At 64.6% G+C, this 23,224-nt stretch carries 23 protein-coding genes and 1 tRNA gene; 14 read left to right on the top strand and 10 right to left on the bottom strand.

The window, feature by feature from the left end:
* The first annotated feature begins 79 nt into the window (after positions 1-79).
* Positions 80-565 (top strand): lysozyme inhibitor LprI family protein, encoded by a 486-nt coding sequence (locus tag AC0L21_RS24670; RefSeq protein ID WP_473264342.1) that lies wholly within the window; start codon positions 80-82, stop codon positions 563-565.
* A 296-nt stretch (positions 566-861) separates the two neighbouring features.
* Here the strand turns inward: AC0L21_RS24670 and AC0L21_RS24665 are convergent.
* A tRNA-Leu gene (locus AC0L21_RS24665) sits at positions 862-948 on the bottom strand.
* 162 nt (positions 949-1,110) lie between these two features.
* Between AC0L21_RS24665 and AC0L21_RS24660 the strand changes: the two genes are divergently transcribed.
* On the top strand, positions 1,111-2,076 hold the full coding sequence (locus tag AC0L21_RS24660; protein ID WP_473264341.1) for a complex I NDUFA9 subunit family protein: 966 nt from the start codon (positions 1,111-1,113) through the stop codon (positions 2,074-2,076).
* Between the two features lie 78 nt (positions 2,077-2,154).
* Here the strand turns inward: AC0L21_RS24660 and AC0L21_RS24655 are convergent, their stop codons facing one another.
* The gene (locus AC0L21_RS24655; RefSeq protein WP_027566187.1) at positions 2,155-2,961 is read right to left on the bottom strand and encodes an undecaprenyl-diphosphate phosphatase; all 807 of its coding nucleotides are present in this window, start codon (positions 2,959-2,961) and stop codon (positions 2,155-2,157) included.
* A gap of 170 nt (positions 2,962-3,131) precedes the next feature.
* Here AC0L21_RS24655 and AC0L21_RS24650 point away from each other — a divergent pair, with 170 nt between their 5' ends.
* From AC0L21_RS24650 to AC0L21_RS24640, 3 genes are all read left to right on the top strand, one after another.
* Positions 3,132-3,824, top strand: a complete 693-nt coding sequence (locus tag AC0L21_RS24650; protein ID WP_007598553.1) for a glutathione S-transferase family protein — start codon at positions 3,132-3,134, stop codon at positions 3,822-3,824.
* A gap of 111 nt (positions 3,825-3,935) precedes the next feature.
* The gene (gene queG, locus AC0L21_RS24645) at positions 3,936-5,087 is read left to right on the top strand and encodes a tRNA epoxyqueuosine(34) reductase QueG (RefSeq protein ID WP_473264340.1); all 1,152 of its coding nucleotides are present in this window, start codon (positions 3,936-3,938) and stop codon (positions 5,085-5,087) included.
* Positions 5,088-5,282: 195 nt separating this feature from the next.
* Positions 5,283-6,080, top strand: coding sequence for an acyl-CoA thioesterase domain-containing protein (locus tag AC0L21_RS24640; RefSeq protein ID WP_473264339.1), 798 nt, complete (start codon positions 5,283-5,285; stop codon positions 6,078-6,080).
* 17 nt (positions 6,081-6,097) lie between these two features.
* Here the strand turns inward: AC0L21_RS24640 and AC0L21_RS24635 are convergent, their stop codons facing one another.
* Positions 6,098-6,562 (bottom strand): nuclear transport factor 2 family protein, encoded by a 465-nt coding sequence (locus tag AC0L21_RS24635; protein ID WP_473264338.1) that lies wholly within the window; start codon positions 6,560-6,562, stop codon positions 6,098-6,100.
* A gap of 149 nt (positions 6,563-6,711) precedes the next feature.
* Positions 6,712-7,536, bottom strand: coding sequence for an alpha/beta hydrolase (locus AC0L21_RS24630; RefSeq protein WP_473264337.1), 825 nt, complete (start codon positions 7,534-7,536; stop codon positions 6,712-6,714).
* 249 nt (positions 7,537-7,785) lie between these two features.
* Between AC0L21_RS24630 and infC the strand changes: the two genes are divergently transcribed.
* Complete coding sequence (infC, locus tag AC0L21_RS24625) at positions 7,786-8,325, top strand: translation initiation factor IF-3 (protein WP_085349942.1); 540 nt, start codon at positions 7,786-7,788, stop codon at positions 8,323-8,325.
* A gap of 91 nt (positions 8,326-8,416) precedes the next feature.
* On the opposite strand, the gene AC0L21_RS24620 is transcribed toward infC, so the two are convergent.
* Positions 8,417-8,815, bottom strand: a complete 399-nt coding sequence (locus AC0L21_RS24620; RefSeq protein WP_473264336.1) for a hypothetical protein — start codon at positions 8,813-8,815, stop codon at positions 8,417-8,419.
* A 271-nt stretch (positions 8,816-9,086) separates the two neighbouring features.
* Between AC0L21_RS24620 and rpmI the strand changes: the two genes are divergently transcribed.
* Together rpmI and rplT are read left to right on the top strand one after the other, a co-directional pair.
* Positions 9,087-9,287: a 50S ribosomal protein L35 gene (rpmI, locus tag AC0L21_RS24615; RefSeq protein WP_007598540.1), complete on the top strand. Its 201-nt coding sequence runs from the start codon at positions 9,087-9,089 to the stop codon at positions 9,285-9,287.
* Between the two features lie 89 nt (positions 9,288-9,376).
* The gene (rplT, locus tag AC0L21_RS24610; protein ID WP_007598538.1) at positions 9,377-9,736 is read left to right on the top strand and encodes a 50S ribosomal protein L20; all 360 of its coding nucleotides are present in this window, start codon (positions 9,377-9,379) and stop codon (positions 9,734-9,736) included.
* 11 nt (positions 9,737-9,747) lie between these two features.
* Here rplT and AC0L21_RS24605 read toward each other — a convergent pair whose 3' ends face one another.
* The gene (locus tag AC0L21_RS24605) at positions 9,748-10,158 is read right to left on the bottom strand and encodes a hypothetical protein (RefSeq protein ID WP_473264335.1); all 411 of its coding nucleotides are present in this window, start codon (positions 10,156-10,158) and stop codon (positions 9,748-9,750) included.
* A gap of 149 nt (positions 10,159-10,307) precedes the next feature.
* Between AC0L21_RS24605 and pheS the strand changes: the two genes are divergently transcribed.
* The 4 genes from pheS (at position 10,308) to AC0L21_RS24585 (ending at position 15,131) form a co-directional block, all read left to right on the top strand.
* Entirely contained in the window at positions 10,308-11,390 is a 1,083-nt protein-coding gene (pheS, locus tag AC0L21_RS24600) for a phenylalanine--tRNA ligase subunit alpha (RefSeq protein ID WP_473264334.1), read from the top strand.
* Between the two features lie 77 nt (positions 11,391-11,467).
* Positions 11,468-11,932 (top strand): endonuclease domain-containing protein, encoded by a 465-nt coding sequence (locus AC0L21_RS24595; RefSeq protein ID WP_473264333.1) that lies wholly within the window; start codon positions 11,468-11,470, stop codon positions 11,930-11,932.
* Positions 11,929-14,337 carry a phenylalanine--tRNA ligase subunit beta gene (gene pheT, locus AC0L21_RS24590; protein ID WP_473264332.1) on the top strand — a complete coding sequence of 803 codons (2,409 nt, stop codon included), beginning with the start codon at positions 11,929-11,931 and terminating at the stop codon, positions 14,335-14,337. Before AC0L21_RS24595 ends, pheT begins: the two co-directional genes overlap by 4 nt.
* Before the next feature lie 23 nt (positions 14,338-14,360).
* Complete coding sequence (locus AC0L21_RS24585) at positions 14,361-15,131, top strand: sulfite exporter TauE/SafE family protein (protein ID WP_473264331.1); 771 nt, start codon at positions 14,361-14,363, stop codon at positions 15,129-15,131.
* Positions 15,132-15,290: 159 nt separating this feature from the next.
* Here AC0L21_RS24585 and AC0L21_RS24580 read toward each other — a convergent pair whose 3' ends face one another.
* The gene (locus AC0L21_RS24580) at positions 15,291-16,688 is read right to left on the bottom strand and encodes a flavin monoamine oxidase family protein (protein WP_473264330.1); all 1,398 of its coding nucleotides are present in this window, start codon (positions 16,686-16,688) and stop codon (positions 15,291-15,293) included.
* Between the two features lie 192 nt (positions 16,689-16,880).
* Between AC0L21_RS24580 and AC0L21_RS24575 the strand changes: the two genes are divergently transcribed.
* Positions 16,881-17,858: a YiiX/YebB-like N1pC/P60 family cysteine hydrolase gene (locus tag AC0L21_RS24575; protein WP_473264329.1), complete on the top strand. Its 978-nt coding sequence runs from the start codon at positions 16,881-16,883 to the stop codon at positions 17,856-17,858.
* A 107-nt stretch (positions 17,859-17,965) separates the two neighbouring features.
* Here AC0L21_RS24575 and AC0L21_RS24570 read toward each other — a convergent pair whose 3' ends face one another.
* On the bottom strand, positions 17,966-18,241 hold the full coding sequence (locus AC0L21_RS24570; protein ID WP_007598521.1) for a metal-sensitive transcriptional regulator: 276 nt from the start codon (positions 18,239-18,241) through the stop codon (positions 17,966-17,968).
* Between the two features lie 50 nt (positions 18,242-18,291).
* Between AC0L21_RS24570 and AC0L21_RS24565 the strand changes: the two genes are divergently transcribed.
* Positions 18,292-20,727: a heavy metal translocating P-type ATPase gene (locus AC0L21_RS24565; protein ID WP_473264328.1), complete on the top strand. Its 2,436-nt coding sequence runs from the start codon at positions 18,292-18,294 to the stop codon at positions 20,725-20,727.
* A 292-nt stretch (positions 20,728-21,019) separates the two neighbouring features.
* Here the strand turns inward: AC0L21_RS24565 and AC0L21_RS24560 are convergent, their stop codons facing one another.
* Positions 21,020-21,967 carry a hydroxymethylglutaryl-CoA lyase gene (locus AC0L21_RS24560; protein ID WP_473264327.1) on the bottom strand — a complete coding sequence of 316 codons (948 nt, stop codon included), beginning with the start codon at positions 21,965-21,967 and terminating at the stop codon, positions 21,020-21,022.
* Positions 21,964-23,145 carry a CoA transferase gene (locus AC0L21_RS24555; protein ID WP_473264326.1) on the bottom strand — a complete coding sequence of 394 codons (1,182 nt, stop codon included), beginning with the start codon at positions 23,143-23,145 and terminating at the stop codon, positions 21,964-21,966. Before AC0L21_RS24555 ends, AC0L21_RS24560 begins: the two co-directional genes overlap by 4 nt.
* Between the last annotated feature and the right edge of the window lie 79 nt (positions 23,146-23,224).

Raw genomic sequence — 23,224 nt, 5'->3', positions numbered from 1 at the left:
GTCTACCGTCTCGCTGAGCTTCATGCGCTCGCAGTGGTATCGTGTTCCATATTTTCGATGCGCCGAACGGAGGTCTCCAATGAAGCTCAAACTTGCTGCCGCGATGCTCGCGGCAAGCCTCCCGCTCGCATCGATGGCTTTCGCCCAAGGCACCGCGCCAGCCGACCTTGCAGTGATCGATGCCTGCCTGAAGACCGCGGAGAAAACCGGCGGTTTCGGCGCCGCGTGCGTCGGGCTCGTCGCCGACCCCTGCATCAAAGCGGCAAAGGGCGCGAATGACGACGTCGCCAAATGGAAAGTCTGCGCGGCGCGCGAACTCGCCATTTGGACGCAGAAAACCAGTGAGGCGCTAAAGAAGGTTCAGGCCGGCGGGTTCGCCGACGTGATCCAGGCGGTTAATGACTCGCAGAAAACTTTCGCCGCCTCGCGTGATCGCTTCTGCGCGGTCTTCGACAAAGTCGAGCCCGGCATGTACCCGGGCGACGCGAGCTACTGCCGCCTGCGCGAGACCGCGAACCGCTCGCTGAGCCTGATCAAGCTCGGCGCTGCGGTCAACGAGCACTGAGACCTCTCAGGCGCTTGGGGTCATCAGCTTTGCCGACCATTTCCCAAATAGCGAAGACGGCTTCGGCCGCGAGCGCGGTGGACGTCGTTCATAGCTCAACTAGGGCAACGGCTTTCGGCGCGTAGCGCTTGCCTGAGCGACTGAAGCCAGCCGCCTCCAGATCGCCTGCGATCCGAGCCGACCCGACGAGCGATGTAGGCCATTCGGTACGCCATGAGCGCCGTGCCTCGGTTTTGTGTACCGGTCAGCAGCTCAAATTTCCCTGCAAAAGCGATTTCAATCGCTTGAGTAGGAGGTGGTGCCCAGGAAAGGACTCGAACCTTCACGGCCGTTAAGCCACTGGCACCTGAAGCCAGCGCGTCTACCAATTCCACCACCTGGGCATGCCGGTTAGGCACGGAGGCGGTTACTACGGTTCGGTGACGCGGTTGTCAATTCATGCTTGAACCCCGCTTCGGGATGCGGATTGCGCATCGCAAACCGGCCCGATACAAGCCTGACGAGACGCACTCTTCCCGCAGGAATGGACCCTAGGAATGGATCCCATGGCATCGAATCTGGACACGCTCGTCACGGTTTTCGGCGGATCGGGGTTTTTGGGCCGGAATGTCGTCCGCGCGCTGTGCCGGCGCGACTACCGGATCCGGGTCGCGGTGCGGCGGCCGGAGCTGGCCGGGTACCTCCAGCCCTCCGGCAAGGTCGGGCAGGTCCACACCGTGCAGGCGAATGTGCGCTATCCGGCCTCGATCGAGGCGGCGCTGCGTGATTCGCAGGTCGTGATCAATCTGGTCGGCATCCTCGCCGAGGGCGGCGCGCAGAGTTTTGACGCGGTCCAGGCCAAGGGCGCCGAGACCATCGCCAAGGCGGCCGCTGCCGCGGGGGCACAGCTGATCCATGTCTCGGCGATCGGCGCCGACGCGGAATCGCCCTCGCGCTATGCCAGAGCCAAGGCGGCCGGCGAAGCGGCGGTCCTGGCCGCGGTGCCGTCGGCGACGATCTTCCGCCCCTCCGTGATGTTCGGCCCCGAGGACCAGTTCACCAACCGCTTCGCGGCGCTGGCGCGGATGTCGCCGGTGGTGCCGCTGATCGGCGGTGAAACCAGGATGCAGCCGGTCTATGTCGGCGACGTCGCCACCGCGATCGCGGATGCCGTTGACGGCAAGGCCAAGGCGGGCGCGACCTACGAGCTCGGCGGCCCGGAAGTGCTGACCATGCGCGAGATCATCGAGGCCATTCTCGAGATTGCCGATCGCAAGCGGATGCTAATGCCGCTGCCGTTTGGCCTCGCCCGCTTCAAGGCCAACTTCCTGCAATTCGCACCGGGCGCGCTGAAGCTGACCCCGGACCAGGTCACGCTGCTCGCGCGCGACAATGTCGTATCGGACGCGGCGAAGGCCGCAGGCCTGACGCTGGAAGGCCTCGGCATCACGCCCGACTCGCTGGAAGCGATCGCCCCGCAATATCTCTGGCGTTTCCGCGCCGCCGGGCAGTTCCAGCGCAAGAGCGCGTAACCATCTCCGCCCTCATGGCCGGACTTGTCCCGGCATGACGAGCTCCGCGTCCGGAACGCAGCCGTTTGACGTTCGGGTTTACCGCCCCAGCGCCAGCGCGATCAGGCCGAGCGTGCCGACGATCACGCGCCACCAGGCGAACACCACGAAGCCGTGGCGGGTGACGTATTCCAGGAACGTCTTCACCACGATGATCGCGGTGACGAACGACACCACGAAGCCGATCGCGACGATGCCCATGTGGTCCATCGTCATCTCGGAGCGGTTCTTGTAGAAATCGTAGGCGAACGCGCCGATCATGGTGGGAATGGCGAGGAAGAACGAGAACTCCGCCGCCGCGCGCTTGTCCGCCCCTAGGAACATCGCCGCGACGATGCTGGCACCGGAGCGCGACACGCCCGGGATCATCGCGATGCACTGCGCGATGCCGATATAGAGATACATCAGCAGCGGAAACCGGGTGGCGTCGTGCTCGCGCGCCTTGAGATCGAGCTTGTCGACCCAGAGCAGGATGGCGCCGCCGACGATCAGCGAGAAGCACACCACCCACGGATTGAACAGCATGCTCTTGATGTACTTGCCGGCGACGAGGCCGACGACGACAGCGGGCAGGAACGCCACCAGCACGCCGATCACGAAGCGACGCGCATAGGCGTCGCCCGTGAACATGCCGATCGCGACGTCCCACAATTTCTTGAAGTACAGCACGACGATCGCGAGGATCGCGCCGAGCTGGATCAGGACCGTAAACGAATCCCAGAACGCGCCCTCGCCGAGATGGAAAAAGCGCTCCGCGAGCAGCAAATGGCCGGTCGAGGACACGGGAAGGAACTCGGTCACACCCTCGATGATGCCGAGGATCACTGCCCGTATTGCATCTGACATATTTACGGTCCATTTCGGCTGGAAAAGCGGGGCTCTTCTCGCCCATCCGCTCCCTTGCTGCAATCGCAAAATGCGGCGTCGCGCCCTTGCTTCGCGGTTTTGAATGACTAGTGTGGCGCCGCACAAAACATTGATGGATTCTTAAGCACCATCACATAGTCAAAGGCTTCATGTTTACGCTGTTTCATCATCCGTTCTGTCCGCATTCGCGGTTCATCCGCCTGATCGCGGGAGAATACGGGCTTGAGCTGAAGCTGATCGAAGAGCGCAGCTGGGAGCGGCGCGAAGCGTTTCTGCTGCTCAATGCGGCGGGCACGACGCCCGTCCTGGTGGACGACGAGCAGCCGCCGATCCCGGGCGCGGCGATCGTCGCCGAATATGTCGACGAGGCCTATGGCTCCGAGATGGGACTGAAGCGCCTGATGCCGGACACGATCGGCGAGCGCGTCGAGGTCCGCCGGCTGATGGCCTGGTTCAACGAAAAGTTCTTCGAGGAAGTCTCCCACCCGCTCGTCACCGAGCGCATCTACAAGCGCTTCATGAGCGAGGACAATGGCGGCGGCCCGCCCTCGGCCGACGTGATGCGCGCCGCCAAGGCAAATGTGCGCTATCATCTGGCCTATATCGGCTGGCTGGCGCAGACGCGTAATTTCCTCGCCGGCGACCGGCTCAGCTACGCGGATCTCGCCGCCGCGGCGCACCTCTCGGCGATCGACTATCTGGGTGACGTGCCATGGAGCGAGGACGACGCAGCAAAGGCGTGGTACGCGCGGGTGAAATCCCGCCCGTCGTTCCGTCCGCTGCTGAGCGAATGGCTGGCCGGCGTGCCGGCGTCGCGGACCTACGTGGACCTCGACTTCTGATGGTGAACGTCATGCCCGGGCTTGTCCCGGGCATCCACGTTCTTTCAGTTATGCGACGCAAGGACGTGGATGGCCGGGACGAGCCCGGCCATGACGAGCGTGGATGCATCGATGATCAAATCCAGCATCGACATTGATGAGCTTCGTACGGCGCTGGCAAACGAAGCACGCGCGCTCGGCTTCGACTGCATCGGCATCACGGAGCCCGGCACGATCGAAAGCGCCGGACAACATTTTCTCGAATTCATCGCATCCGGCGGCCATGGCGACATGGATTGGCTCGCCGCGCAGCCGGAGCGCCGGGTCGATCCGCGCGGGCTGTGGCAGGACGTGCGCAGCGTCATCATGCTCGGCATCAATTACGGCCCCGACCAGGATCCTCTCGCGATCCTGCAACAGCGCACGCGCGCGGCGATCTCGGTCTATGCGCAGGGGGACGACTATCACGACCTCATCAAGAAGCGCCTGAAGGCGCTCGCACGATGGCTGGTCGCGACCGCAACTTCTGAGGTGAAGCCTTGCGAAGTGAAAGTGTTCGTCGACACCGCGGCCGTGATGGAGAAGCCGCTGGCGCAAGCCGCGCATCTGGGCTGGCAGGGCAAGCATACCAATCTGGTCTCGCGCGAATTCGGCTCATGGCTGTTTCTCGGCGCGATCTACACCACACTGGAGCTCCCGCGCGACGATGGCGAGATCGATCATTGCGGCTCGTGCCGGGCGTGTCTCGACATCTGCCCGACCGCGGCCTTCCCCGCGCCCTACAGACTCGATGCGCGGCGCTGCATCTCGTACCTCACCATCGAGAACAAGGGACCGATCCCGCGCGAATTTCGCAAAAGCATCGGCAACCGCATCTATGGCTGCGACGATTGCCTCGCCGCCTGTCCCTGGAACAAGTTCGCGCAGGAGGGCCGCGAAGCCAAGCTCGCCGCACGTGACGCTTTGCGCGCGCCAGGTCTCGCCGAGCTCGCGCGGCTTGACGACGCGTCGTTCCGTGCGCTGTTCACGAAGTCTCCGGTGAAGCGCATCGGGCGCGACCGCTTTTTGCGCAACGTGCTGATCGCTATCGGCAACTCCGGCGATGCGGCACTGGCGGACGAGGCGCGGCGATTGCTGGAGGATGAGAGCGCGCTCGTGCGCGGGGCCGCGGTGTGGGCGCTGGGGCGGTTGGTGCCACGGGATGAGTTCGAGGCGATCAAGACGAATGCGATTGCTGGCGAGTCCGACAATAGCGTGCGCGAGGAGTGGCGCACCGCCTCCTAATCCTCTGCTGTCATGCTCCGCGAAAGCGGGGCATCCAGTACGCCGCGGCGTCTCGATGCAATCACAACCGCCTCGGAGTACTGGATCGTCCGCCTTCGCGGACGATGACAGCAGTTGTGTAGAGCGCAGTGCTGCGCCACTGACATCTCGCCGCCACCCTTGATTTCCCCACGCGTTCCTTCAAGCTCGCGCATCATGACAAACATGCCTTTCTTCACCCGCGACGGCGACACATTCCATCCGACGGAAGTCGCCAACGGCCCTTGGGATCCGAAATCGCTGCACGGACGCGTCATCGTCGGCCTGCTCGGCTTCGCCATCGAGGAACGCCATTCCGGTCCTGAATTCGTGCCGGCGCGGCTAACCGTCGACATGTTTCGGCTGCCGACCATCGACAAGCCGATCGAGGTGACGACACGGCTGGTGCGCGACGGGATGCGCATCCGCGTCGTGGAAGCAGAATTCTTTTCCGGCGGCGTCGGCATGGCGCGCGCCTCGTGCCAGCTGTTGCGGCGAACGCAGAATCCGGAGGGCAATGTCTGGTCGCCGCCGAACTGGGACGTGCCGAAGCCGGCCGACATTCCCAAGCCCACCGATCCCAGGCTCGGCATGAACGGCAAATGGACCACGCGACCGATCGCCGGCCAGATGGGCTCGCTCGGGCCGCGAAAACTCTGGATGAGCGAGGTGCGCGAGCTGGTCGCGGGCGTGCCGATGACGCCGTTCGTCCATGTCGCCACCGGCGCGGACTTCGCCAGTCCGTTCGCGAACGCCGGCGACAACGGGCTCGGCTACATCAACAGCGACGTCACGATCTATCTGCACCGCCTGCCGGTGACGAACTGGATCGGCTTCGAGGTGGTGAACCACCAGGCCACCGACGGTGTCGCGATCGGCGAATGCTGGCTCTATGACGAGCAGGGCCCGATCGGCACCGCCACGGTCGCGGCGCTGGCGCAGCGCAAGCCGATGGTAAATCCGTCGAAGCGGTAGGTGCGCAAGAACGACGGCTAGCCAAAATGCCGCTTCATTTCCGGCCGCGCCTTGAGCTCCGCGCCCTGCCTGGCGACGATCTTCGCAATCCGTTCCGGCGCAAACTTCAAATCGACAAACGCCGGCGCGGTGTTGGCGACCTCGTGATAGCTGACGATCCTGCCGTCGCGGAGCGTCATGATCGCCACGCCCTCGAACATCGCCCGCGCGCCATTCGCCTCCGGCAAGGTCGAGCGATAGCTGAACGTGTAGCGCGCATAGAGCCTGGTGCCGTTCGACACCGGCTCGTGCATGTCCCAGCGGAAGTCGGTCGCCGTGCGATAGAACCAGTCGTCGATCATCGCGGCGATCTTCTCGCGGCCGGCGAAGGCGCCGTAGAACACGTCGTGATAGACGCCGTCCTCGGTGAAGAGATCCGCGAAGGCTTTTCCGTTGCGTTGTTCGACGGCATCGCAGAAGGCGCGCAGCATGGCGGTGGTCATCGGCGGTTCTCCCCTCCCATTCTCAGTCATGCCCCGGCTTGACCGGGGCATCCAGTACGCCGCGGCTTCTCGGCTTGAGCACGAGCGCCTCTGGAATACTGGATCGCCCGATCAAGTCGGGCGATGACACCGAGTGCTAGGTGGCGATTTCACCCGATCTCGGCCACGGCGGCAAGAATGCGGGCGATGTCCTGCGGGCGCGAGAGGCGATGATCGCCGTCCTGGATCATGGTCAGCACGACGTCGTCGGCCGGCAGGCGATGGGTCAGCGCGAACGCATGCTGCCAGGGCACGTCAGGATCCTGCGCACCTTGCAGGATGCGGACGGGACAGCCGAGATCGATGGCGCTGCCGAGCAGGAGGTGGTTGCGCCCCTCCTCGATCAGATTCCGCGTGATCGGATAGGGCGAGCCGTCGCCGTAATCCGATGGTCTCAGCCAGAGGCCTTTGGTCTCGATCTCTTTCTTCACCGCGGGCGGAAAATTCTTCCACATCAGCTCCTCGGTGAAGTCGGGCGCCGGCGCGATCAGCACCAGGCCCGCCAGCGAGGCCTTGCCAGAACGCTTTTTGATCTCGCGCGCGAGCAGCAGCGCCATCCAGCCGCCCATGGACGAGCCGATCAGGACTTGCGGGCCGTCGCAGAACCGCTCGAATACCGCGACACTTTCCTCGAGCCAGCGCCCGATGGTTCCGTCGACGAAATCGCCGCCGGATTCGCCATGGCCGGAATAATCGAACCGGACCAATGCACGGCGGTGATCCCGGGCCCATTCGTCCAGTGCGACGGCCTTGCTGCCCTGCATGTCCGATTTGAACCCGCCGAGCCAGACCAGTCCCGGTCCTTGAGCAGATTCTTGACCAGCCTCTTGACCAGATTTTTGGGCCGCGCGGCGGCGCACCGCGATCCGGCGTGCGGACGGGCCCTCGCCCACATCGATGAAGTCGAGCACGGCATCGGGAATTGCAGGGGTCATGGAACGTTTACTCTGGCTATGCAGTTTGAGCTGTCCGGTCGTGCTCCGCAGCGCCGCCGGAGGTCGACATTGGCCCTTTGGGACGCTTGCGGAACAGAAGCAAGGTGTCTATGTCGGTCTGCGTGCCCCGCCGTGGCCAAAATGCCTCGCATTTGCGGCTTTTTCGACCGCCGCACGAGCGATTGCTTGCCGGCAACCGTATCTTCCTGCAAAATAGCCGCCTCTTTTCATAACTTTGGAGAACCACCCATTCGCCGTCCAAATAAAGCCCCGCCCACTGCCGCCAAAGACGGGCCGCGCATCAATGACGATATTCGCAATGCGCAGATCCAGCTGATCGATCAGACCGGTGACAACAAGGGCACCATCGAGACCGTCGCGGCTATCCGCCTGGCCCAGGAAGCCGGCATGGATTTGGTCGAGATCTCGCCGAACGTCAGCCCTCCCGTCTGCAAGATCATGGACTACGGGAAGTATAAGTATTCCGCGCAGAAAAAAGCCGCCGAAGCTCGCAAGCGGCAGAAGATCGTTGAGATCAAGGAGATCAAGCTCCGCCCGATGATCGACGACCACGATTACGAAGTGAAGATGCGCGCCATGCAGCGGTTCTTCGAAGAAGGCGACAAGGTCAAGATCACCCTGCGCTATCGCGGCCGCGAAATGGCGCACCAGGAGATCGGCACCAAGCTGCTCGACAAGATCAAGACCGACGTCGCCGAGCTCGCCAAGGTAGAGCAGGACGCGCGGTTCGAGGGCCGTCAGGTCGTCATGGTGCTTGCGCCGCGCTGACGCCGATCCTTTGAATTCGCAAATTCAACGGCCCGTCCGGATCTCCGGCGGGCCGTTTTGTTTTCTTACGCACCCGTCCTGTTGGCGATCGTTACGTCCTCGTCGCTTGCCAGGTGCCGCTGCACTGATCGCCGGAGATGATACCCTTCCACGAACCGGCGCCGTTCACGCCAGCGAGCCGGCCGCCGCCGCGGGCATGGGACGCCCCGACCGAGACCTGGACCGCGACGGTACCGCTGCGCTTGACCGTGCCGGAGACCCGGCCACCGCCCGCGGACGACACCCGACTGCCGACGACGGTAAACGGGACGCTGTAGCCGGAGCTGCAATTGCCGCGGGTGGTGGCGAAGGTGACGTTCCAGACGCCGTCATAGCCGCGAGCGTCGGCGGTGGCAGGAAAGGCGGCCGTGGCGAGCACGGCCAATAGCGCCAAGCGGCGTGGACGGGCAACATCAGTCGAAAACGAAAGCAATCGGGAAAAATGGGCCATTTTGGGTCCTGCTCCGGGCGACACGGCTCGGACATGAGGTTAGCAATTCCGGATAGTCGGCGGCTAGGTTCCACCGGTTCATCGTTGCCAATTCGCCCGTCCTCTGTCATAAGCCCAGCCTTCATTGCCCGGCTGATTAAGGGCTGCCGTGGCGGTGTCCGTGCGGGTTTCGCGCTTGTTCGTAAAACCTGAGCACAATCAACGCTCTAACGAGCATTTTGACGGCCAGCCGCCTTTGCGGGCGGATTTCTATGGCCATTAGGAGAGCCAAATGCCCAAGCTGAAGACCAAATCGGGCGCTAAAAAGCGCTTCAAGGTGACTGCCACCGGCAAAGTGATGTTCGCTCATCGCAGCAAGCGTCACGGCATGATCAAGCGGACGAAGAAGCAGATCCGGCAGCTGCGCGGCACCGCCGTGCTGTTCAAGACCGACGGCGACAACGTCAAGAAGTACTTCTTGCCGAACGCCTGATCGCGTCCAAGATCGTTCAAGATCATTGCCACCCGCGCCGCAGCTTCGCGGCGATCCGAACATCAAGTCACTTCTGAAGGATATTTGTCATGGCTCGCGTCAAACGCGGTGTGACCGCCCACGCCAAGCACAAGAAAGTCTACAAGGCCGCCAAGGGTTTCCGCGGCCGCCGCAAGAACACGATCCGCACCGCCAAGCCGGCGGTCGAGAAGGCTCTCGTGTATGCCTTCCGTGATCGCAAGCGCAAGAAGCGGACGTTCCGCGCGCTCTGGATCCAGCGCATCAACGCTGCCGTGCGTCCGTTCGGCCTGACCTACAGCCGCTTTATCGACGGCATGGCCAAGTCCGGGATCACCGTGGACCGCAAGGTGCTGTCGGATCTCGCGATCAACGAGCCCGCGTCGTTCCAGGCGATCGCCGAGAAGGCCAAGGCCGCTCTGGCGGCCTGAGCACGCCCGCGCTAACGGCCGGCTCCGCCAGCCTTCAGCGCGCGTTGCGAGTAGCGCTGGGCGATCTCCGCCCGGCAGAATGCCGTGAACGACAGATACATGGTGCCGGATTTATTCCGGTACTTCCGGTCGCACGCGCGCATCTCGCGTTGGTAAGCCTGTTTTCGCGCGGTGCTGAGGCCGGGCATGAAGTCCGCCTCGCATTTCTTCTCGACGGCGGCGCCGAGCTGGACATCGCCGCTCGCGGTCAATTGGCACTCCTGAAACATTTTCATCGCGCTTTCGCAGCCCTTCTGGGCAGCGATGGTGTCGACGACCTCGTCTAGCGTCATCGACTTCTCCATGCAGACCATGGCGCGCGCCGGGGTGCTCGCGACCAAGAGAACGACCGCGAGAGCAGGCAGACCGGATCTTGAGAGCATCGCGAAAGCCTCCTCGTATCCCCTTGGTGCCAGCCTCCCGCGCGAGGTTCAACCCAGCCGCTCGTCAGCCCGAACGACCGGCTTTTCGCTTGACGTTACGGCCTTCGGGCGGCGACAACCCAGCCGAATTTGGCAGCAGGGATTTGACCGTGTCCGACCTCGCAATGCTCGAAACATCCATCCTCGACCAGATCGCCGCCGCCGGTGACGAGCCCGCCCTCGAAGCGGTACGCGTCGCGGCCCTCGGCAAGAAGGGTTCGATCTCGGCGCTGCTTGCCACGCTCGGAAAAATGTCGCCGGACGAACGCAAGACGCAAGGCGCTGCGATCAACCAGGCCAAGGACAAGGTCACCGAGGCGCTCGCCGCGCGGCGCGACGTCTTGAAATCGGCGGCGCTCGACGCGCGGCTTGCGTCGGAGACCATCGACGTCACCCTGCCGCTGCGCGATGCGCCGGCTGAGGCCGGCCGCATCCATCCGCTGAGCCAGGTCTGGGACGAGCTGACCACGATCTTCGCCGACATGGGATTCTCGGTCGCCGAAGGCCCCGATATCGAGACCGACGACTACAACTTCACCAAGCTGAATTTTCCGGAAGGCCATCCCGCGCGCGAGATGCACGACACCTTCTTCTTCCATCCGAAGGAAGACGGCTCCCGCATGCTGTTGCGCACCCACACCTCGCCGGTGCAGGTGCGCACCATGCTGAGCCAGAAGCCGCCGATCCGCGTGATCTGCCCGGGCCGCACCTATCGCATCGATTCGGATGCGACCCACACGCCGCAATTCCACCAGGTCGAAGGCCTCGTCATCGACAAGCACTCGCATCTCGGCCACCTCAAATGGATCCTGCACGAGTTCTGCAAGGCGTTCTTCGAGGTCGATCACATCAACATGCGCTTCCGGCCCTCGTTCTTCCCGTTCACCGAGCCATCGCTGGAAGTCGACATCCAGTGCCGCCGCGACAAGGGCGAGATCCGCTTCGGCGAGGGCGAGGACTGGCTCGAGATTCTCGGCTGCGGCATGGTGCATCCGAACGTGCTGCGCGCCTGCGGCATCGATCCCGATGAGTATCAGGGCTTTGCCTGGGGCATGGGCATCGACCGCATCGCCATGCTGAAATACGGCATCGCCGATTTGCGCCAACTGTTCGACAGCGACGTCCGCTGGCTCTCCCATTACGGCTTCAAGCCGCTCGAAGTACCGACCCTCGCGGGAGGGCTGAGCTCGTGATGGGATCTGCGTCGACGAAAGCTCTCTCCGTTCCCTCCCCCCTTGTGGGGGAGGGGCAGGGAGGGGGGTAGCCGCGGATGCCGCACGCAGTCGTCAGCGACCGTCAGCGCAGCAGAGCGAAACAGCTTCGCCGCGCGATGACGCGCGCCGAGACGCTGCTGTGGCGATATCTAAAAGCTAACCGGATGGATGGCGTTGGTATTCGTCGTCAGACGCCGATCGGAAACTACATCGCCGATTTCGTGTGCTTCTCATCAAAGATCATCATTGAGGTCGATGGGGAATCTCACGACTTCGAGGAGCGCCAAAAGGCAGATCAGCGTCGCGACGCGTTCTTCGCTGCCGAAGGATTTCAGGTTCTGCGCTTCACCAACGAGCAGGTGATGACGAGTTTAGAGGGAGTCGTGGAGATAATTCGCCAAGCGGCTTCCGGCGGAGCCCGCGGCTTACCCCCCTCCCTGACCCTCCCCCACAAGGGGGGAGGGAACACTAATACCGACCAAAGCAATTCAACCGACAAGAGCCGAGGCACGCAGCCATGAAATTCACTCTCTCCTGGCTGAAGGAACATCTCGACACCGACGAGCCGCTGGAGAAGCTCGCCGACAAGCTCACCATGATCGGGCTCGAGGTCGAGAACATCGAGGACAAGGCGAAGGCGCTGAAGCCGTTCACCATCGCGAAGGTGATCTCCGCCGAGCAGCATCCGAATGCGGATCGGCTGCGCGTCTGCATGGTCGATACCGGTGACGGTGGCGCGCCGGTGCAGGTCGTGTGCGGCGCGCCGAATGCGCGGACGGGGCTTGTCAGCGTGTTCTCCCCGCCGGGCACCTACATCCCCGGCAAGGACATCACGCTCGGTGTCGGCACCATCCGCGGCGTCGAGAGCCGCGGCATGCTGTGCTCGGCGGCTGAATTGCAGATTTCCAACGACCATGACGGCATCATGGAATTGCCCGCGGACGCGCCGATCGGCGCTGCTTACGCCGCATGGGCCGGCCTCGGCGATCCCGTGGTCGAGATCAATCTGACCCCGAACCGGCAGGACTGCACCGGCGTGCACGGCATCGCGCGCGATCTTGCCGCCGCCGACATGGGCAAGTTCAAGGATCCGACCATCAAGCCGATCAAGGGCGAATTCCCCTGCCCGGTGAAGGTCACGGTCGAAGACGCCGCGCTGTGCCCCGGCTTCGCGCTACGCCTTGTGCGCGGCGTGAAGAACGGCCCGTCGCCGGAATGGCTGCAGAAGCGGCTGACTGCGATCGGGCTGCGCCCGATCAACGCGCTGGTCGATATCACCAACTTCATGACATACGACCGCGCACGGCCACTGCACGTGTTCGACGCGAAGAAAGTGAAGGGCAATCTCGTGGTGCGCCGCGCCCGTGACGGCGAGACGCTGCTCGCGCTCGACGGCCGCAGCTACAATCTCGATCCCGCGATTTGCGTGATCGCGGACGAGCACGGCGTCGAATCGCTCGCCGGCATCATGGGCGGCGAGGCCTCGGGCTGCGACGAGACCACCACCGACGTGCTGATCGAATCGGCGCTGTGGAACGAGATCAACATCGCCCAGACGGGGCGCAAGCTCGGCATCAATTCGGATGCGCGCTATCGTTTCGAGCGCGGTGTCGATCCGGCCTTCATGGTGCCGGGGCTGGAGCTTGCGACGAAACTGGTGATGGAGATGTGCGGCGGCACGCCGTCCGAGAACGTCGTGGTCGGCAAGACCTTCGGCGACGACCGCGTGATCGATTTTCCGGTCACCGAGGTCAAGCGGCTGTCGGGCATCGAGGTGCCGATGCCGGAGATGAAGCGTATCCTGACCCATCTCGGCTTCATGATGGCGGGCCCGGGCCCGGTCGTGAAGGTCGCGGTGCCGTCGTGGCGGACCGACGTGCACGGCAAGGCCGACATCGTCGAGGAAGTCGTCCGCATCTACGGCGTCGACAAGGTGCCGATGACGCCGTTCGAGCGCGGCGAGGACGCACGCAAACCCGTGCTGACCCCGCTCCAGCTCCGCACCCGCCGCGCCAGGCGCGCGCTGGCGAGCCGCGGCATCATCGAAGCGGTGACCTGGTCCTTCATCACCAAGCCTGCCGCGAAGCTTTTCGGCGGCGGCCAACGCGAGCTCGAGGTCGCCAACCCGATCGCATCGGATTTGTCCGACATGCGCCCGACCCTGTTGGCCGGCCTGATCGCGGCGGCGCAGGCCAATGCCGATCGCGGCTTTGGCGATGTCGCGCTGTTCGAGGTCGGGCAGGTGTTCAAGGGCGATCGCCCGCAGGATCAGTTCATGGCGGCAAGCGGCGTCCGCCGCGGCTTTGCGTCGTCGCAAGGTCTCGGACGGCACTGGTCGGGTTCGGCGCAGGCTGACTTGTTCGACGCCAAGGCCGATGCGCTCGCGGTGCTCGCCGCTGCCGGCGCGCCGATGCAGGCCCTTCAGATCGTCGCGGGCGGTCCGTCCTGGCTGCATCCCGGGCGCTCCGGCACGATCCAGATCGGGCCGCAGAACGTGCTCGGCTATTTCGGCGAGATGCATCCGCGCGCGCTCGAGGCGCTCGGCGCCGGCGGCCCGCTTGTCGTGTTCGAGGTGATCCTCGACCGCGTCCCCGAGGCGAAGAAGAAGTCGACCCGTGCCAAGCCCGTGATCGAGCTGTCGGCCTTCCAGCCCGTCTCGCGTGACTTCGCCTTCATTGTCAACCGCACCGTGAAGGGCGGCGACATCGTGCGCGCGGCCCAGAGCGTCGACAAGAAGCTGATCACCGCCGTGAACGTGTTCGACGTCTATGAAGGCAAGGGCATCGACGACGGCAAGAAGTCGATCGCGATCGCAGTGACGATCCAGCCGCGCGAAAAGACCCTGACCGACCAGGAGATCGAGGCCGTCGCCGCGAAGATTGTGGCGGAGGTGACGAAGAAGACCGGCGGCACTTTGAGAGCATGATCATGCTTGAGAAATCATAGAGCATGAATCTCACTGACTTTCTTCCGAAGGACGTCAGCCTCACCATTGCGATGGCGCTCTGCGCCGTCGCTTTCGTTTCGGGCACCGCGCGCGGCTTCTCCGGCTTCGGCTCGGCGCTGATCTTCATGCCGCTGGCGAGCAGCATCGCGGCGCCGCGTCTGGTTGCCGCGCTGCTCCTCGTGATCGATTTCGTCGCGGCCGCGCCGCTGCTGCCCGACGCCTGGCGCAAGGCCGACCGCAAGGCCACCGCCGTGATCGTGCTGGGCGCGCTGGTCGGCGTCCCCGTCGGCACCTATTTCCTCAGCGTGCTCGAGCCCGTCACGACGCGATGGATCATCTCCTGCTTCGTCGCCGCGCTGTTGCTTCTCTTGCTGTCGGGCTGGCGCTATCGCGGCAAGGACCACGCGTGGCTCTCGGTCGGCATCGGCAGCCTGTCCGGCTTCTGTAGCGGCCTCGCACAGACCGGTGGGCCGCCGATCGTCGGCTACTGGCTCGGTCGCCCCATCGCCCCGATCGTCGCGCGCGCCAACATCTTACTGTTCTTCGGCGCGTCAGATTTTTTCTCGATGGTCAGCTACGCGACGACGGGCCTGATCAGCCGCGAATCGCTCGTGCTCTCGCTCATCGTCGGGCCGGTCTATGCGATCGGCGTCGCCTTCGGCGCGTCGCTGTTCGGCCGTGCCAGCGAAAAAATGTTTCGTGCGATTTGTTACGGGCTGATCGCGATAGCGGTGATCGCCGGGCTGCCGGCGCTGGATGGGGTGTTGCGCTAAGCCATCCACAGTCGTCCTGGCGAAAGCCAGGACCCATTACCCCGGTCAGCGCTATAGCGCGAAGCTGACAGCCCCAAGTCTTCGCCAAACTGCGCCCTGGGGTAATGGGTCCTGGATCTGCGCTTCGCTTCGCTGCGCTTGTCCAGGACGACGACTGAATTAGTTCCTCTGCTGCCGCGGCGCGCGCCGCTTCTTCGTCGACTGCGTCGGCACGTCGGCCGGCTCGTCCTTCAGCGCGCCGATCTTGCGTAGCGCTGCGTCCGCGGCGCGCTCGCCGCTTTCCCAGGCGCCATCAACGGTGCCCCAGAGCGTCTCGTGCGTGGCTTCGCCGGCGAGGAACATGTTGCCGATCGGCTCGGCCAGGATTTTTCGCGAGAGCTGACCGCCGGGCGAGGCCGCCGACATCGCGCCCATCACGAAAGGCGAGGCGTTCCAGCGCGTCACGCTGGCCTTCTGCACGGCGGCGGCGACTTCGCTGCCGAACAGCTTCGTGATCCATTCTCTGGCGAAGGCCGTCATCGCCTTCTCGCCTTGCCCGGACAGATCGCGGCCGAACGAGCCGCCGACATCGATCGAGCACAGCGAGGATCCCCCGATATTGGCGAACATCAGCGCCGTCCGCGTCGAGTTGCTCTGCTCGATCAGGATGTCGTCGCGCGCGAGACCAAGCGGATTGCCCGGCAGTTGCAGCACGATGTGATCGTAGCTTCCGAGCGTGAGCTTCGAGGCGGCATCGAGCGTGCGCTTGGGAATGTCAGGCCCGAACTTGATCGCGCCCGAAATCAGCACGTTGGTCGAGACCGTGATGATGGCGGCGCGTGCGGCGATCCTGCCGGCCTGTGTCTCCACGCTGACGTCGCGATTGCTCCAGACGATCCGGCTCGCCGGCGTCGACAGCGCGACCGGCGCCTGCTCACCGAGTTTGGTGATCAGGGTCCCCAGGCCCTGGCGGCAGGCGATCGCGGCGTTGCGATCCTGTGCCCGCGCCTTGTCGATCGCAGACAGCTCCTTCAGGTCCTTGCCGGCGAAGCTCGCGCCCAGCATGAACTCGGCCGCGCCGGCCCAGTCGCCGAGATCCTTCGGCAGCACCGAGGCGCAGGCGGTATCGAGCTTGCCACGCGCGGCCTCGTCGATGGCGCGGTTGGCACGCACCAGCGCCGCCAGGAACTCCTCGGTCTCGCCGGCCCGTGCGTTGCGGCGGCCGATGCGCATCTTCTGGCCTGATGGCGCCGGCAGAACGTCGAGCCCGGCGCTGCGCGCCAGCCGGATCATCGGATTGGTGTCGGGATTGTGCATCCAGCGCGCGCCGCGATCGAACGGCGTGTCGAAGGTGGTCGTATCAGTGATGCAGCGGCCGCCGATCTGCGACGCAGCTTCCACCACCACGACCTTGCGATTGGCCGCCATGATGCGCCGCGCCGCGGCAATTCCGGCCGCGCCCGCACCGATCACGACGATGTCAGCCTCCCGCGGCAGGGTTGCGGCGGTTGCGCGCAGGACCGGCATCGCGGCAAGGCCCGCCGATGCCGATAGGAAGCTGCGGCGCGTGATTGTCATGGCATGGTTTCCGGAGACTTGCAGCAAACGGGAACAGCTAGCGAACCTTGCCGTATCTGATGTTGCGCGGCAACCATCATGGTGAATCAATCGTACTTGACGTCACGGATCAATGAACCGAATTGCAACACGTTCCGACCATGGTAGAGAAGAGAAAAAGACGGCCGGAAAAGGCCGTGGGGGAGTTTCGAAATGGGGACGGTCCTGGATTCAGTCGGCAAGCTGATTGCCGCGTACCTCTCGAAGGAGGTGCCGGGCTATGAGCCGTTCACGCCGAGCGACCCCGAGCATCTGCGCGGCGTCATCGAGCCCGGCGACGTGCTGCTGGTCGAGGGCAACAACCGCATCTCGGGCATCATCAAATATCTGACGCAGTCGACCTGGTCCCACGGCGCACTCTATGTCGGCCCGATCGAGGGCGCGGAAGAGCCCGACGGCGAGCCGCACGTGCTGATCGAGGCCAATATCGGCGAAGGCGTCACCTCCGCGCCGCTGTCGAAATATTTCCCCTATCACACCCGCGTCTGCCGCCCGGTCGGGCTGTCCTATGAGGACCGCACCACGGTCTGCCGCTATGCGATCAACCGCATCGGCTTCGGCTACGACACCAAGAACATCGTCGACCTCATGCGCTTTCTGTTTCCGCTGCCGATCCCGCAGCGCTGGCGGCGCCGCATGATCTCGATCGGCTCGGGCGATCCCACCAAGATCATCTGCTCGGCCCTGATCGCGCAGGCCTTCGACGCCGTGCGCTATCCGATCCTGCCGAAGATCACCAAGGCCGGCAGCCGCGCCGCCCGCCGCGAGATCCTTCACATCCGCGATTCCTCGCTCTACATGCCCCGCGACTTCGACATCTCGCCCTATTTCGAAGTCGTCAAACCCACCATCGTGCACGGCTTCGACTACACCGCCTTGCACTGGGCCGACAAGCAGAAGCCGCTCGAGGAGGTAGCCGGCACCTTCGGTGTGTTTCCAGAAACGTTCGGTGCGCCGCCGCTCGTTCCTGAAGCGATTGACGAAGAGGCGCCGCTTCCGGCTGAAGAAGTAAGCGTGCACCCAGCGGAGATAGTCGATCGCATCACCGTCTCGGAGCGCTTCCGGCGGCTGAAGAAGCTGGCCATGGACCGCCCAAGGCGGCGCGGTCGGGCGCGCGAAAGGGCGGCGTAGCCGTCGCTCCACTATCGTCATTGCGAGCGCAGCGAAGCAATCCAGACTGTCTCTGCCGGAGCAGTCTGGATTGCTTCGTCGCTACGCTTCTCGCAATGACGGCGAACCTACCGCTCCGCCCGCCCAATCACCGCCATCAGCTCCGCGATCTTCTCGCGCTGGTCGGCCTTGTCGCCGCTCGCGATCGCATGCTCGACGCAATGGGCGACGTGATCTTTCAGAACCTCTTCCTCGACCCGGCGCAGCGCGGCGCGCACCGCCGAGATCTGCGTGACGATGTCGATACAATAGCGGTCCTCCTCGACCATTTTCGAGAGGCCGCGAACCTGCCCCTCGATCCGGCCGAGACGTTTTCCGACAGATGCCTTGATGTCCTTGCGCATGCGGACTATATACCCCCATAGGGTATAGCTTGCAAGGCCGGAGCGTGGAAATGAACGATGCGGAACACGAGCACCATCACAAGCCGGAAACACATTCCGGATGCGGCTGTTCCGATAAGGCTGCCCCGGTCGACAAGCCCGCGGCTGCCTCCTGCTGCGGCGCGCACGGCGATCACGCGCATGACCACGGCGCTGCGGCAAAAGTCCGCGATCCCGTCTGCGGCATGACGGTCGATCCCGCGACGTCCAAGCATCGCTTCGACCATCACGGTGAGACCTTCCATTTCTGCTCGGCCGGCTGCCGCACCAAATTCGCCGCCGATCCCGCAAAGTACCTCGCCAAGGACAAGACGCCCGAACCCGAGATGCCTGCGGGCACGATCTACACCTGCCCGATGCATCCGCAGATCCGCCAAGTCGGGCCCGGAAGCTGTCCGATCTGCGGCATGGCGCTGGAGCCGGAAGTGGCGACCCTGGAGACCGGCCCCAATCCCGAGCTTGCCGACATGACGCGGCGGTTCTGGATCGGCGGCGTGCTGGCGCTGCCGGCCGTGGTGCTGGAGATGGGCGGCCATCTCGCAGGCCCGCACAACTGGATCGATGCGACGCTGTCGAACTGGATCCAGCTCGTCTTCGCAACGCCCGTGGTGCTGTGGGCCGGCTGGCCGTTCTTCGTCCGCGGCTGGCAGTCGCTGCTGACGCGCAACCTCAACATGTTCACGCTGATCGCGATGGGCACGGGCGTTGCCTATGTCTACAGCCTGATCGGCACTATCGCGCCGCAGATTTTCCCTGCCACCTTCCGCGGCCACGAAGGCGCGGTCGCGGTCTATTTCGAGGCGGCGGCGGTCATCACCGTGCTGGTGCTGCTCGGGCAGGTGCTTGAGCTGCGCGCCCGCGATGCGACGTCGGGTGCGATCAAGGCGCTGCTGCAGCTCGCCCCCAAGACCGCGCGCCGCGTCGATGCCGATGGCGGCGAGCACGAGGTCGAGATCGACGCACTTCACGCCGGTGACCGCTTGCGCGTGCGGCCGGGCGAAAAAGTGCCGGTCGACGGCGTCATTCTGGAAGGCCGCTCCTCGCTCGACGAGTCGCTGGTAACAGGCGAATCCATGCCGGTGACCAAGGAGACGGACGCGAAGGTGATCGCGGGCACGCTCAACCAGTCCGGCAGCTTCATCATGCGCGCCGACAAGGTGGGGCGTGAGACGCTGCTGTCGCAGATCGTGCAGATGGTCGCAGACGCGCAACGCTCGCGTGCGCCGATCCAGCGTCTCGCCGACCAGGTCGCGGGCTGGTTCGTGCCGACGGTGATTGCGGTCGCGGTCGCCGCCTTCGCCGCGTGGGCCTGGTTCGGGCCGGAGCCCCGGCTGGCCTTCGGGCTCGTCGCCGCCGTCAGCGTGCTGATCATCGCCTGCCCCTGCGCGCTCGGCCTGGCGACTCCGATGTCGATCATGGTCGGTGTCGGCCGCGGTGCGCAGGCGGGCGTACTGATCAAGAACGCCGAGGCGCTGGAGCGGATGGAGAAGATCGACACGCTGGTGGTCGACAAGACCGGCACGCTGACGGAGGGCAAGCCGAAGGTGGTTGCGATCGTGCCGGCGGCCGGCTTTGCGGAAGATGATATCCTCCGCATGGCCGCCAGTGTCGAGCGCGCCAGCGAGCATCCTCTGGCCGATGCGATCATGCGCGCCGCAAAGGAGAAGCAGCTCGCGCTGGGCGAGGTCGAGCAATTCGATTCGCCGACCGGCAAGGGCGCCACCGGCAAGGTCGACGGCAAAACCATCGTGCTCGGCAATGCCAAATATCTGACGTCGATCGGCATCGACACCAAAACGCTCGATGGCGAGGCCGAACGGCTGCGCGGCGATGGCGCGACCGTGATCAACATGGCCGTCGACGGCCGGCTTGCCGGCCTGTTCGCGATCGCCGATCCGGTCAAGGCCTCGACCCCGGAGGCGCTGAAGGCACTGGCGGCCGAAGGCATCAAGGTCATCATGCTGACCGGCGACAATCGCACCACCGCGGAGGCTGTCGCGCGCAGGCTCGGCATCGCCGATGTCGAGGCCGAGGTGCTGCCGGATCAGAAGAGCGCGGTGGTGACGAAGCTACAGAAGGCCGGCCGCAGCGTCGCGATGGCCGGCGACGGCGTCAACGACGCGCCGGCGCTGGCCGCTGCCGAAGTCGGCATCGCCATGGGCACCGGCACTGATGTGGCTATGGAGAGCGCCGGCGTCACCCTGCTGAAAGGCGATCTCACGGGCATCGTGCGGGCGCGAAAACTGTCGCAGGCGACCATGAGCAATATCCGGCAAAACCTGTTCTTCGCCTTCATCTACAACGCCGCAGGCATTCCGATCGCGGCCGGCATCCTCTATCCCACCTTCGGCGTGCTGCTCTCACCGATCATCGCCGCGGCCGCGATGGCGCTGTCCTCGGTCAGCGTGGTTGGAAACGCGCTGCGGCTACGGGCAACGCGGCTGTGAGCGAGCGCCTTCTCTCTCGCATCGCTCACGAAACGCGGTAAGATGCGCGCAGCCCGGATGAAGCGAAGCTGACGAAGGCACGCAAGCAGGCAGATCGGCATGAGTAGATTTGCCGCGCAGGCGGTGCGTTCCCCTCTCCCCTTGTGGGAGAGGGTGGCTCGCCGCGAAGCGGCGAGACGGGTGAGGGGTCTCTCTCCGCGCAGAAGAATCTCACGATCTGAGTGCGCGGACAGAGACCCCTCATCCGGCGCTTCGCGCCACCTTCTCCCACAAGGGGAGAAGGGAAGAAGGATCACGCCGCCTTCGCCGCGCTCCCACCCGGCAGCCCCGCACGCGCGACGCCGCCGTAGAGCGCTTCGTTGGGCATCTCCTCGCGCAGGATCCTGCGCACCGCGATCAACTTCTCCAGATCGATGCCGGTCGCAAAGCCCTTGCTCTCGCACAGGAACACGAGATCCTCGAACACGACATTGCCGGTCGCACCGGGAGCGAAGGGGCAGCCGCCGAGGCCGCCGAGCGAGCCGTCGAGGATACGCGCGCCTTCGTCGAGCGCCGCGGCCGCGTTCGCAATGCCCATGCCGCGGGTGTCGTGGAGATGGATGCAGATCGGCTTTGACCCTGCAAGCTTCACCGCGGCGCGCGTCAGCTCCGCCACCTGCTTCGGCCCGGCATAGCCGACGGTGTCGGCGATGCCAACGAAATCGACGCCAGCCTCCAGGCATTTGTCGACCAGCCGCAGCACTTCCGCAGGGTCAACCGCCCCGGTAATCGAGCAGCCCAGCGCCATCGAGATCGCCGCGTTCACAAGCGGCTTGTGGCTGGTGGCATCGCGCAGCTCGCACAGGCGTTTCAAATTCGCGATCGCGGACTCGCGCGAGCGGTGCGCATTGGCCTGGCTGTGCTCTTCCGTTGCCGACACCACGGAGGCGATTTCGCCGACGCCGGATTCCAGCGCCTCGTTCACGCCGCGTTCGTTGAGCGCAAGTGCGATGCCATGGGCGCCGGGCAATGAAGCGACGGTCGCAACAACGTCGCGAACATCGACGAATTGCGGAAAGGTCTTTGCCGGCAGAAACGAGCCGACCTCGAAATGCCGCACGCCAGCGGCATATTCCTCGCGCACCCAGCGCTGCTTGGCGTCGGTCGACGGAATTTTCTTCACGAGCTGGAGCCCGTCGCGCAGGCCGACTTCGCGCAGGCTGACGCGGTCTGCGGGGTAAATCTCCTGAATCCGGCTCATGCACGCCTCCCTGTTGTTTTTGACGTGGCGTCTTCGTTTTCGGTGTCGATCTCGGCGCGAACGGCCGCCGTGTCGGCGCCGAGCGGCGCGACCTTCAGGCCCTCGCCGATATGGTTGCCGTTCCATTCGATCGGCAGCGCCGGCACCCGGAACGGCTTGCCGTCGGCGGTGACATTGTTGACGAGCCCGCCCGGCCGTAGCACATGCGGATCGGTGAAGAGATCCTCGGGACGGTTGATCGGCGAGAAGCAGATGTTGAGCGCGTCGAGCCTCTGCGACAGTTTTGCCACGTCCCATTGCCTGATGATGTCGGCGACGCGCGGAATGATCCGCCCACGCGCCAGGATGCGATCGGTCGTGGTGCGCAAGGTGGGATCATCGAGGAATTCAGTCAGGCCGAACTCGCGGCAGAAGCTTTGCCAATGGCCTTCTGTGACGACGCCGATGAAGATGCGCTCGCCGCCGGCGGTCTCGAATATGTCGTAGATCGGCCAGGCATGCTCGCGCTCCGGCATCGAGCGCGGCTTGTTGCCGGTCATCTCGTATTCGACCATGTGCTGGGCGACCAGGAAGAGGCAGTTCTCGAACAGGCCGATGCGAATGTCGGCGCCGTCGCGTTGTCCCCCGCGCTTCTGGTAGAGCGCCGCGAGGATCGCGATCACGCCGAACATGCCGCCCATGATGTCATTGGCGGACGAGCCGACACGCTGGGGCTTTTCGCTGGTGCCGGTCATGGCGGCTAGCCCCGCCATCATCTGCACGACCTCGTCAAGTGCGGGGCGGTGCTCGTAGGGACCGGAGAGGAAACCCTTGTGGCCGGCGATGATCAGATCCGGATGGCGGCGACGCAATTCGTCCGCGCCAAGCCCCTGCTTCTCGAGCTGGCCGTCGCGAAAATTCTCGAGGAACACGTCGGCCGTCGCCAGCAGCCGATGCATGGTGTCGCGATCCTCAGGCTTCTCGAAATCCAGCACCACGCTGCGCTTGCCGCGGTTGAACAACGGAAAGAAGGCCGTGCCCATGCCCCCCAGGCTCCGGGTCTTGTCTCCCGCGGGCGGTTCGACCTTGATCACGTCGGCTCCGAGCTGCGCCAGGATCATGCCGCAGGTCGGGCCCATGACCATGTGGGTCATCTCGACCACGCGCACGCCTGCAAGCGGCAATCCGGCTTCGGCCATGCGTCTCTCCCTATCAATCGACCTTCGAAGACTAGGCCTTCACAAGCCTTCTGAAAAATATAATCTGTCGAAGATTGTC

It is taken from the genome of Bradyrhizobium sp. WSM4873, from assembly GCF_055811355.1.
This window is presented reverse-complemented; position numbering and strand designations above follow the sequence as displayed.

What these genes read in the sequence shown, in the direction of transcription:
- AC0L21_RS24670 (WP_473264342.1), top strand. Translation starts at nt 80, where the DNA reads ATGAAGCTCAAACTTGCTGCCGCGATGCTCGCGGCAAGCCTCCCGCTC.
- AC0L21_RS24660 (WP_473264341.1), top strand. Translation starts at nt 1,111, where the DNA reads ATGGCATCGAATCTGGACACGCTCGTCACGGTTTTCGGCGGATCGGGG.
- AC0L21_RS24655 (WP_027566187.1), bottom strand. Translation starts at nt 2,961, where the DNA reads ATGTCAGATGCAATACGGGCAGTGATCCTCGGCATCATCGAGGGTGTG.
- AC0L21_RS24650 (WP_007598553.1), top strand. Translation starts at nt 3,132, where the DNA reads ATGTTTACGCTGTTTCATCATCCGTTCTGTCCGCATTCGCGGTTCATC.
- queG (WP_473264340.1), top strand. Translation starts at nt 3,936, where the DNA reads ATGATCAAATCCAGCATCGACATTGATGAGCTTCGTACGGCGCTGGCA.
- AC0L21_RS24640 (WP_473264339.1), top strand. Translation starts at nt 5,283, where the DNA reads ATGACAAACATGCCTTTCTTCACCCGCGACGGCGACACATTCCATCCG.
- AC0L21_RS24635 (WP_473264338.1), bottom strand. Translation starts at nt 6,562, where the DNA reads ATGACCACCGCCATGCTGCGCGCCTTCTGCGATGCCGTCGAACAACGC.
- AC0L21_RS24630 (WP_473264337.1), bottom strand. Translation starts at nt 7,536, where the DNA reads ATGACCCCTGCAATTCCCGATGCCGTGCTCGACTTCATCGATGTGGGC.
- AC0L21_RS24620 (WP_473264336.1), bottom strand. Translation starts at nt 8,815, where the DNA reads ATGGCCCATTTTTCCCGATTGCTTTCGTTTTCGACTGATGTTGCCCGT.
- rpmI (WP_007598540.1), top strand. Translation starts at nt 9,087, where the DNA reads ATGCCCAAGCTGAAGACCAAATCGGGCGCTAAAAAGCGCTTCAAGGTG.
- rplT (WP_007598538.1), top strand. Translation starts at nt 9,377, where the DNA reads ATGGCTCGCGTCAAACGCGGTGTGACCGCCCACGCCAAGCACAAGAAA.
- AC0L21_RS24605 (WP_473264335.1), bottom strand. Translation starts at nt 10,158, where the DNA reads ATGCTCTCAAGATCCGGTCTGCCTGCTCTCGCGGTCGTTCTCTTGGTC.
- AC0L21_RS24595 (WP_473264333.1), top strand. Translation starts at nt 11,468, where the DNA reads ATGCCGCACGCAGTCGTCAGCGACCGTCAGCGCAGCAGAGCGAAACAG.
- pheT (WP_473264332.1), top strand. Translation starts at nt 11,929, where the DNA reads ATGAAATTCACTCTCTCCTGGCTGAAGGAACATCTCGACACCGACGAG.
- AC0L21_RS24585 (WP_473264331.1), top strand. Translation starts at nt 14,361, where the DNA reads ATGAATCTCACTGACTTTCTTCCGAAGGACGTCAGCCTCACCATTGCG.
- AC0L21_RS24580 (WP_473264330.1), bottom strand. Translation starts at nt 16,688, where the DNA reads ATGACAATCACGCGCCGCAGCTTCCTATCGGCATCGGCGGGCCTTGCC.
- AC0L21_RS24575 (WP_473264329.1), top strand. Translation starts at nt 16,881, where the DNA reads ATGGGGACGGTCCTGGATTCAGTCGGCAAGCTGATTGCCGCGTACCTC.
- AC0L21_RS24570 (WP_007598521.1), bottom strand. Translation starts at nt 18,241, where the DNA reads ATGCGCAAGGACATCAAGGCATCTGTCGGAAAACGTCTCGGCCGGATC.
- AC0L21_RS24565 (WP_473264328.1), top strand. Translation starts at nt 18,292, where the DNA reads ATGAACGATGCGGAACACGAGCACCATCACAAGCCGGAAACACATTCC.
- AC0L21_RS24560 (WP_473264327.1), bottom strand. Translation starts at nt 21,967, where the DNA reads ATGAGCCGGATTCAGGAGATTTACCCCGCAGACCGCGTCAGCCTGCGC.
- AC0L21_RS24555 (WP_473264326.1), bottom strand. Translation starts at nt 23,145, where the DNA reads ATGGCCGAAGCCGGATTGCCGCTTGCAGGCGTGCGCGTGGTCGAGATG.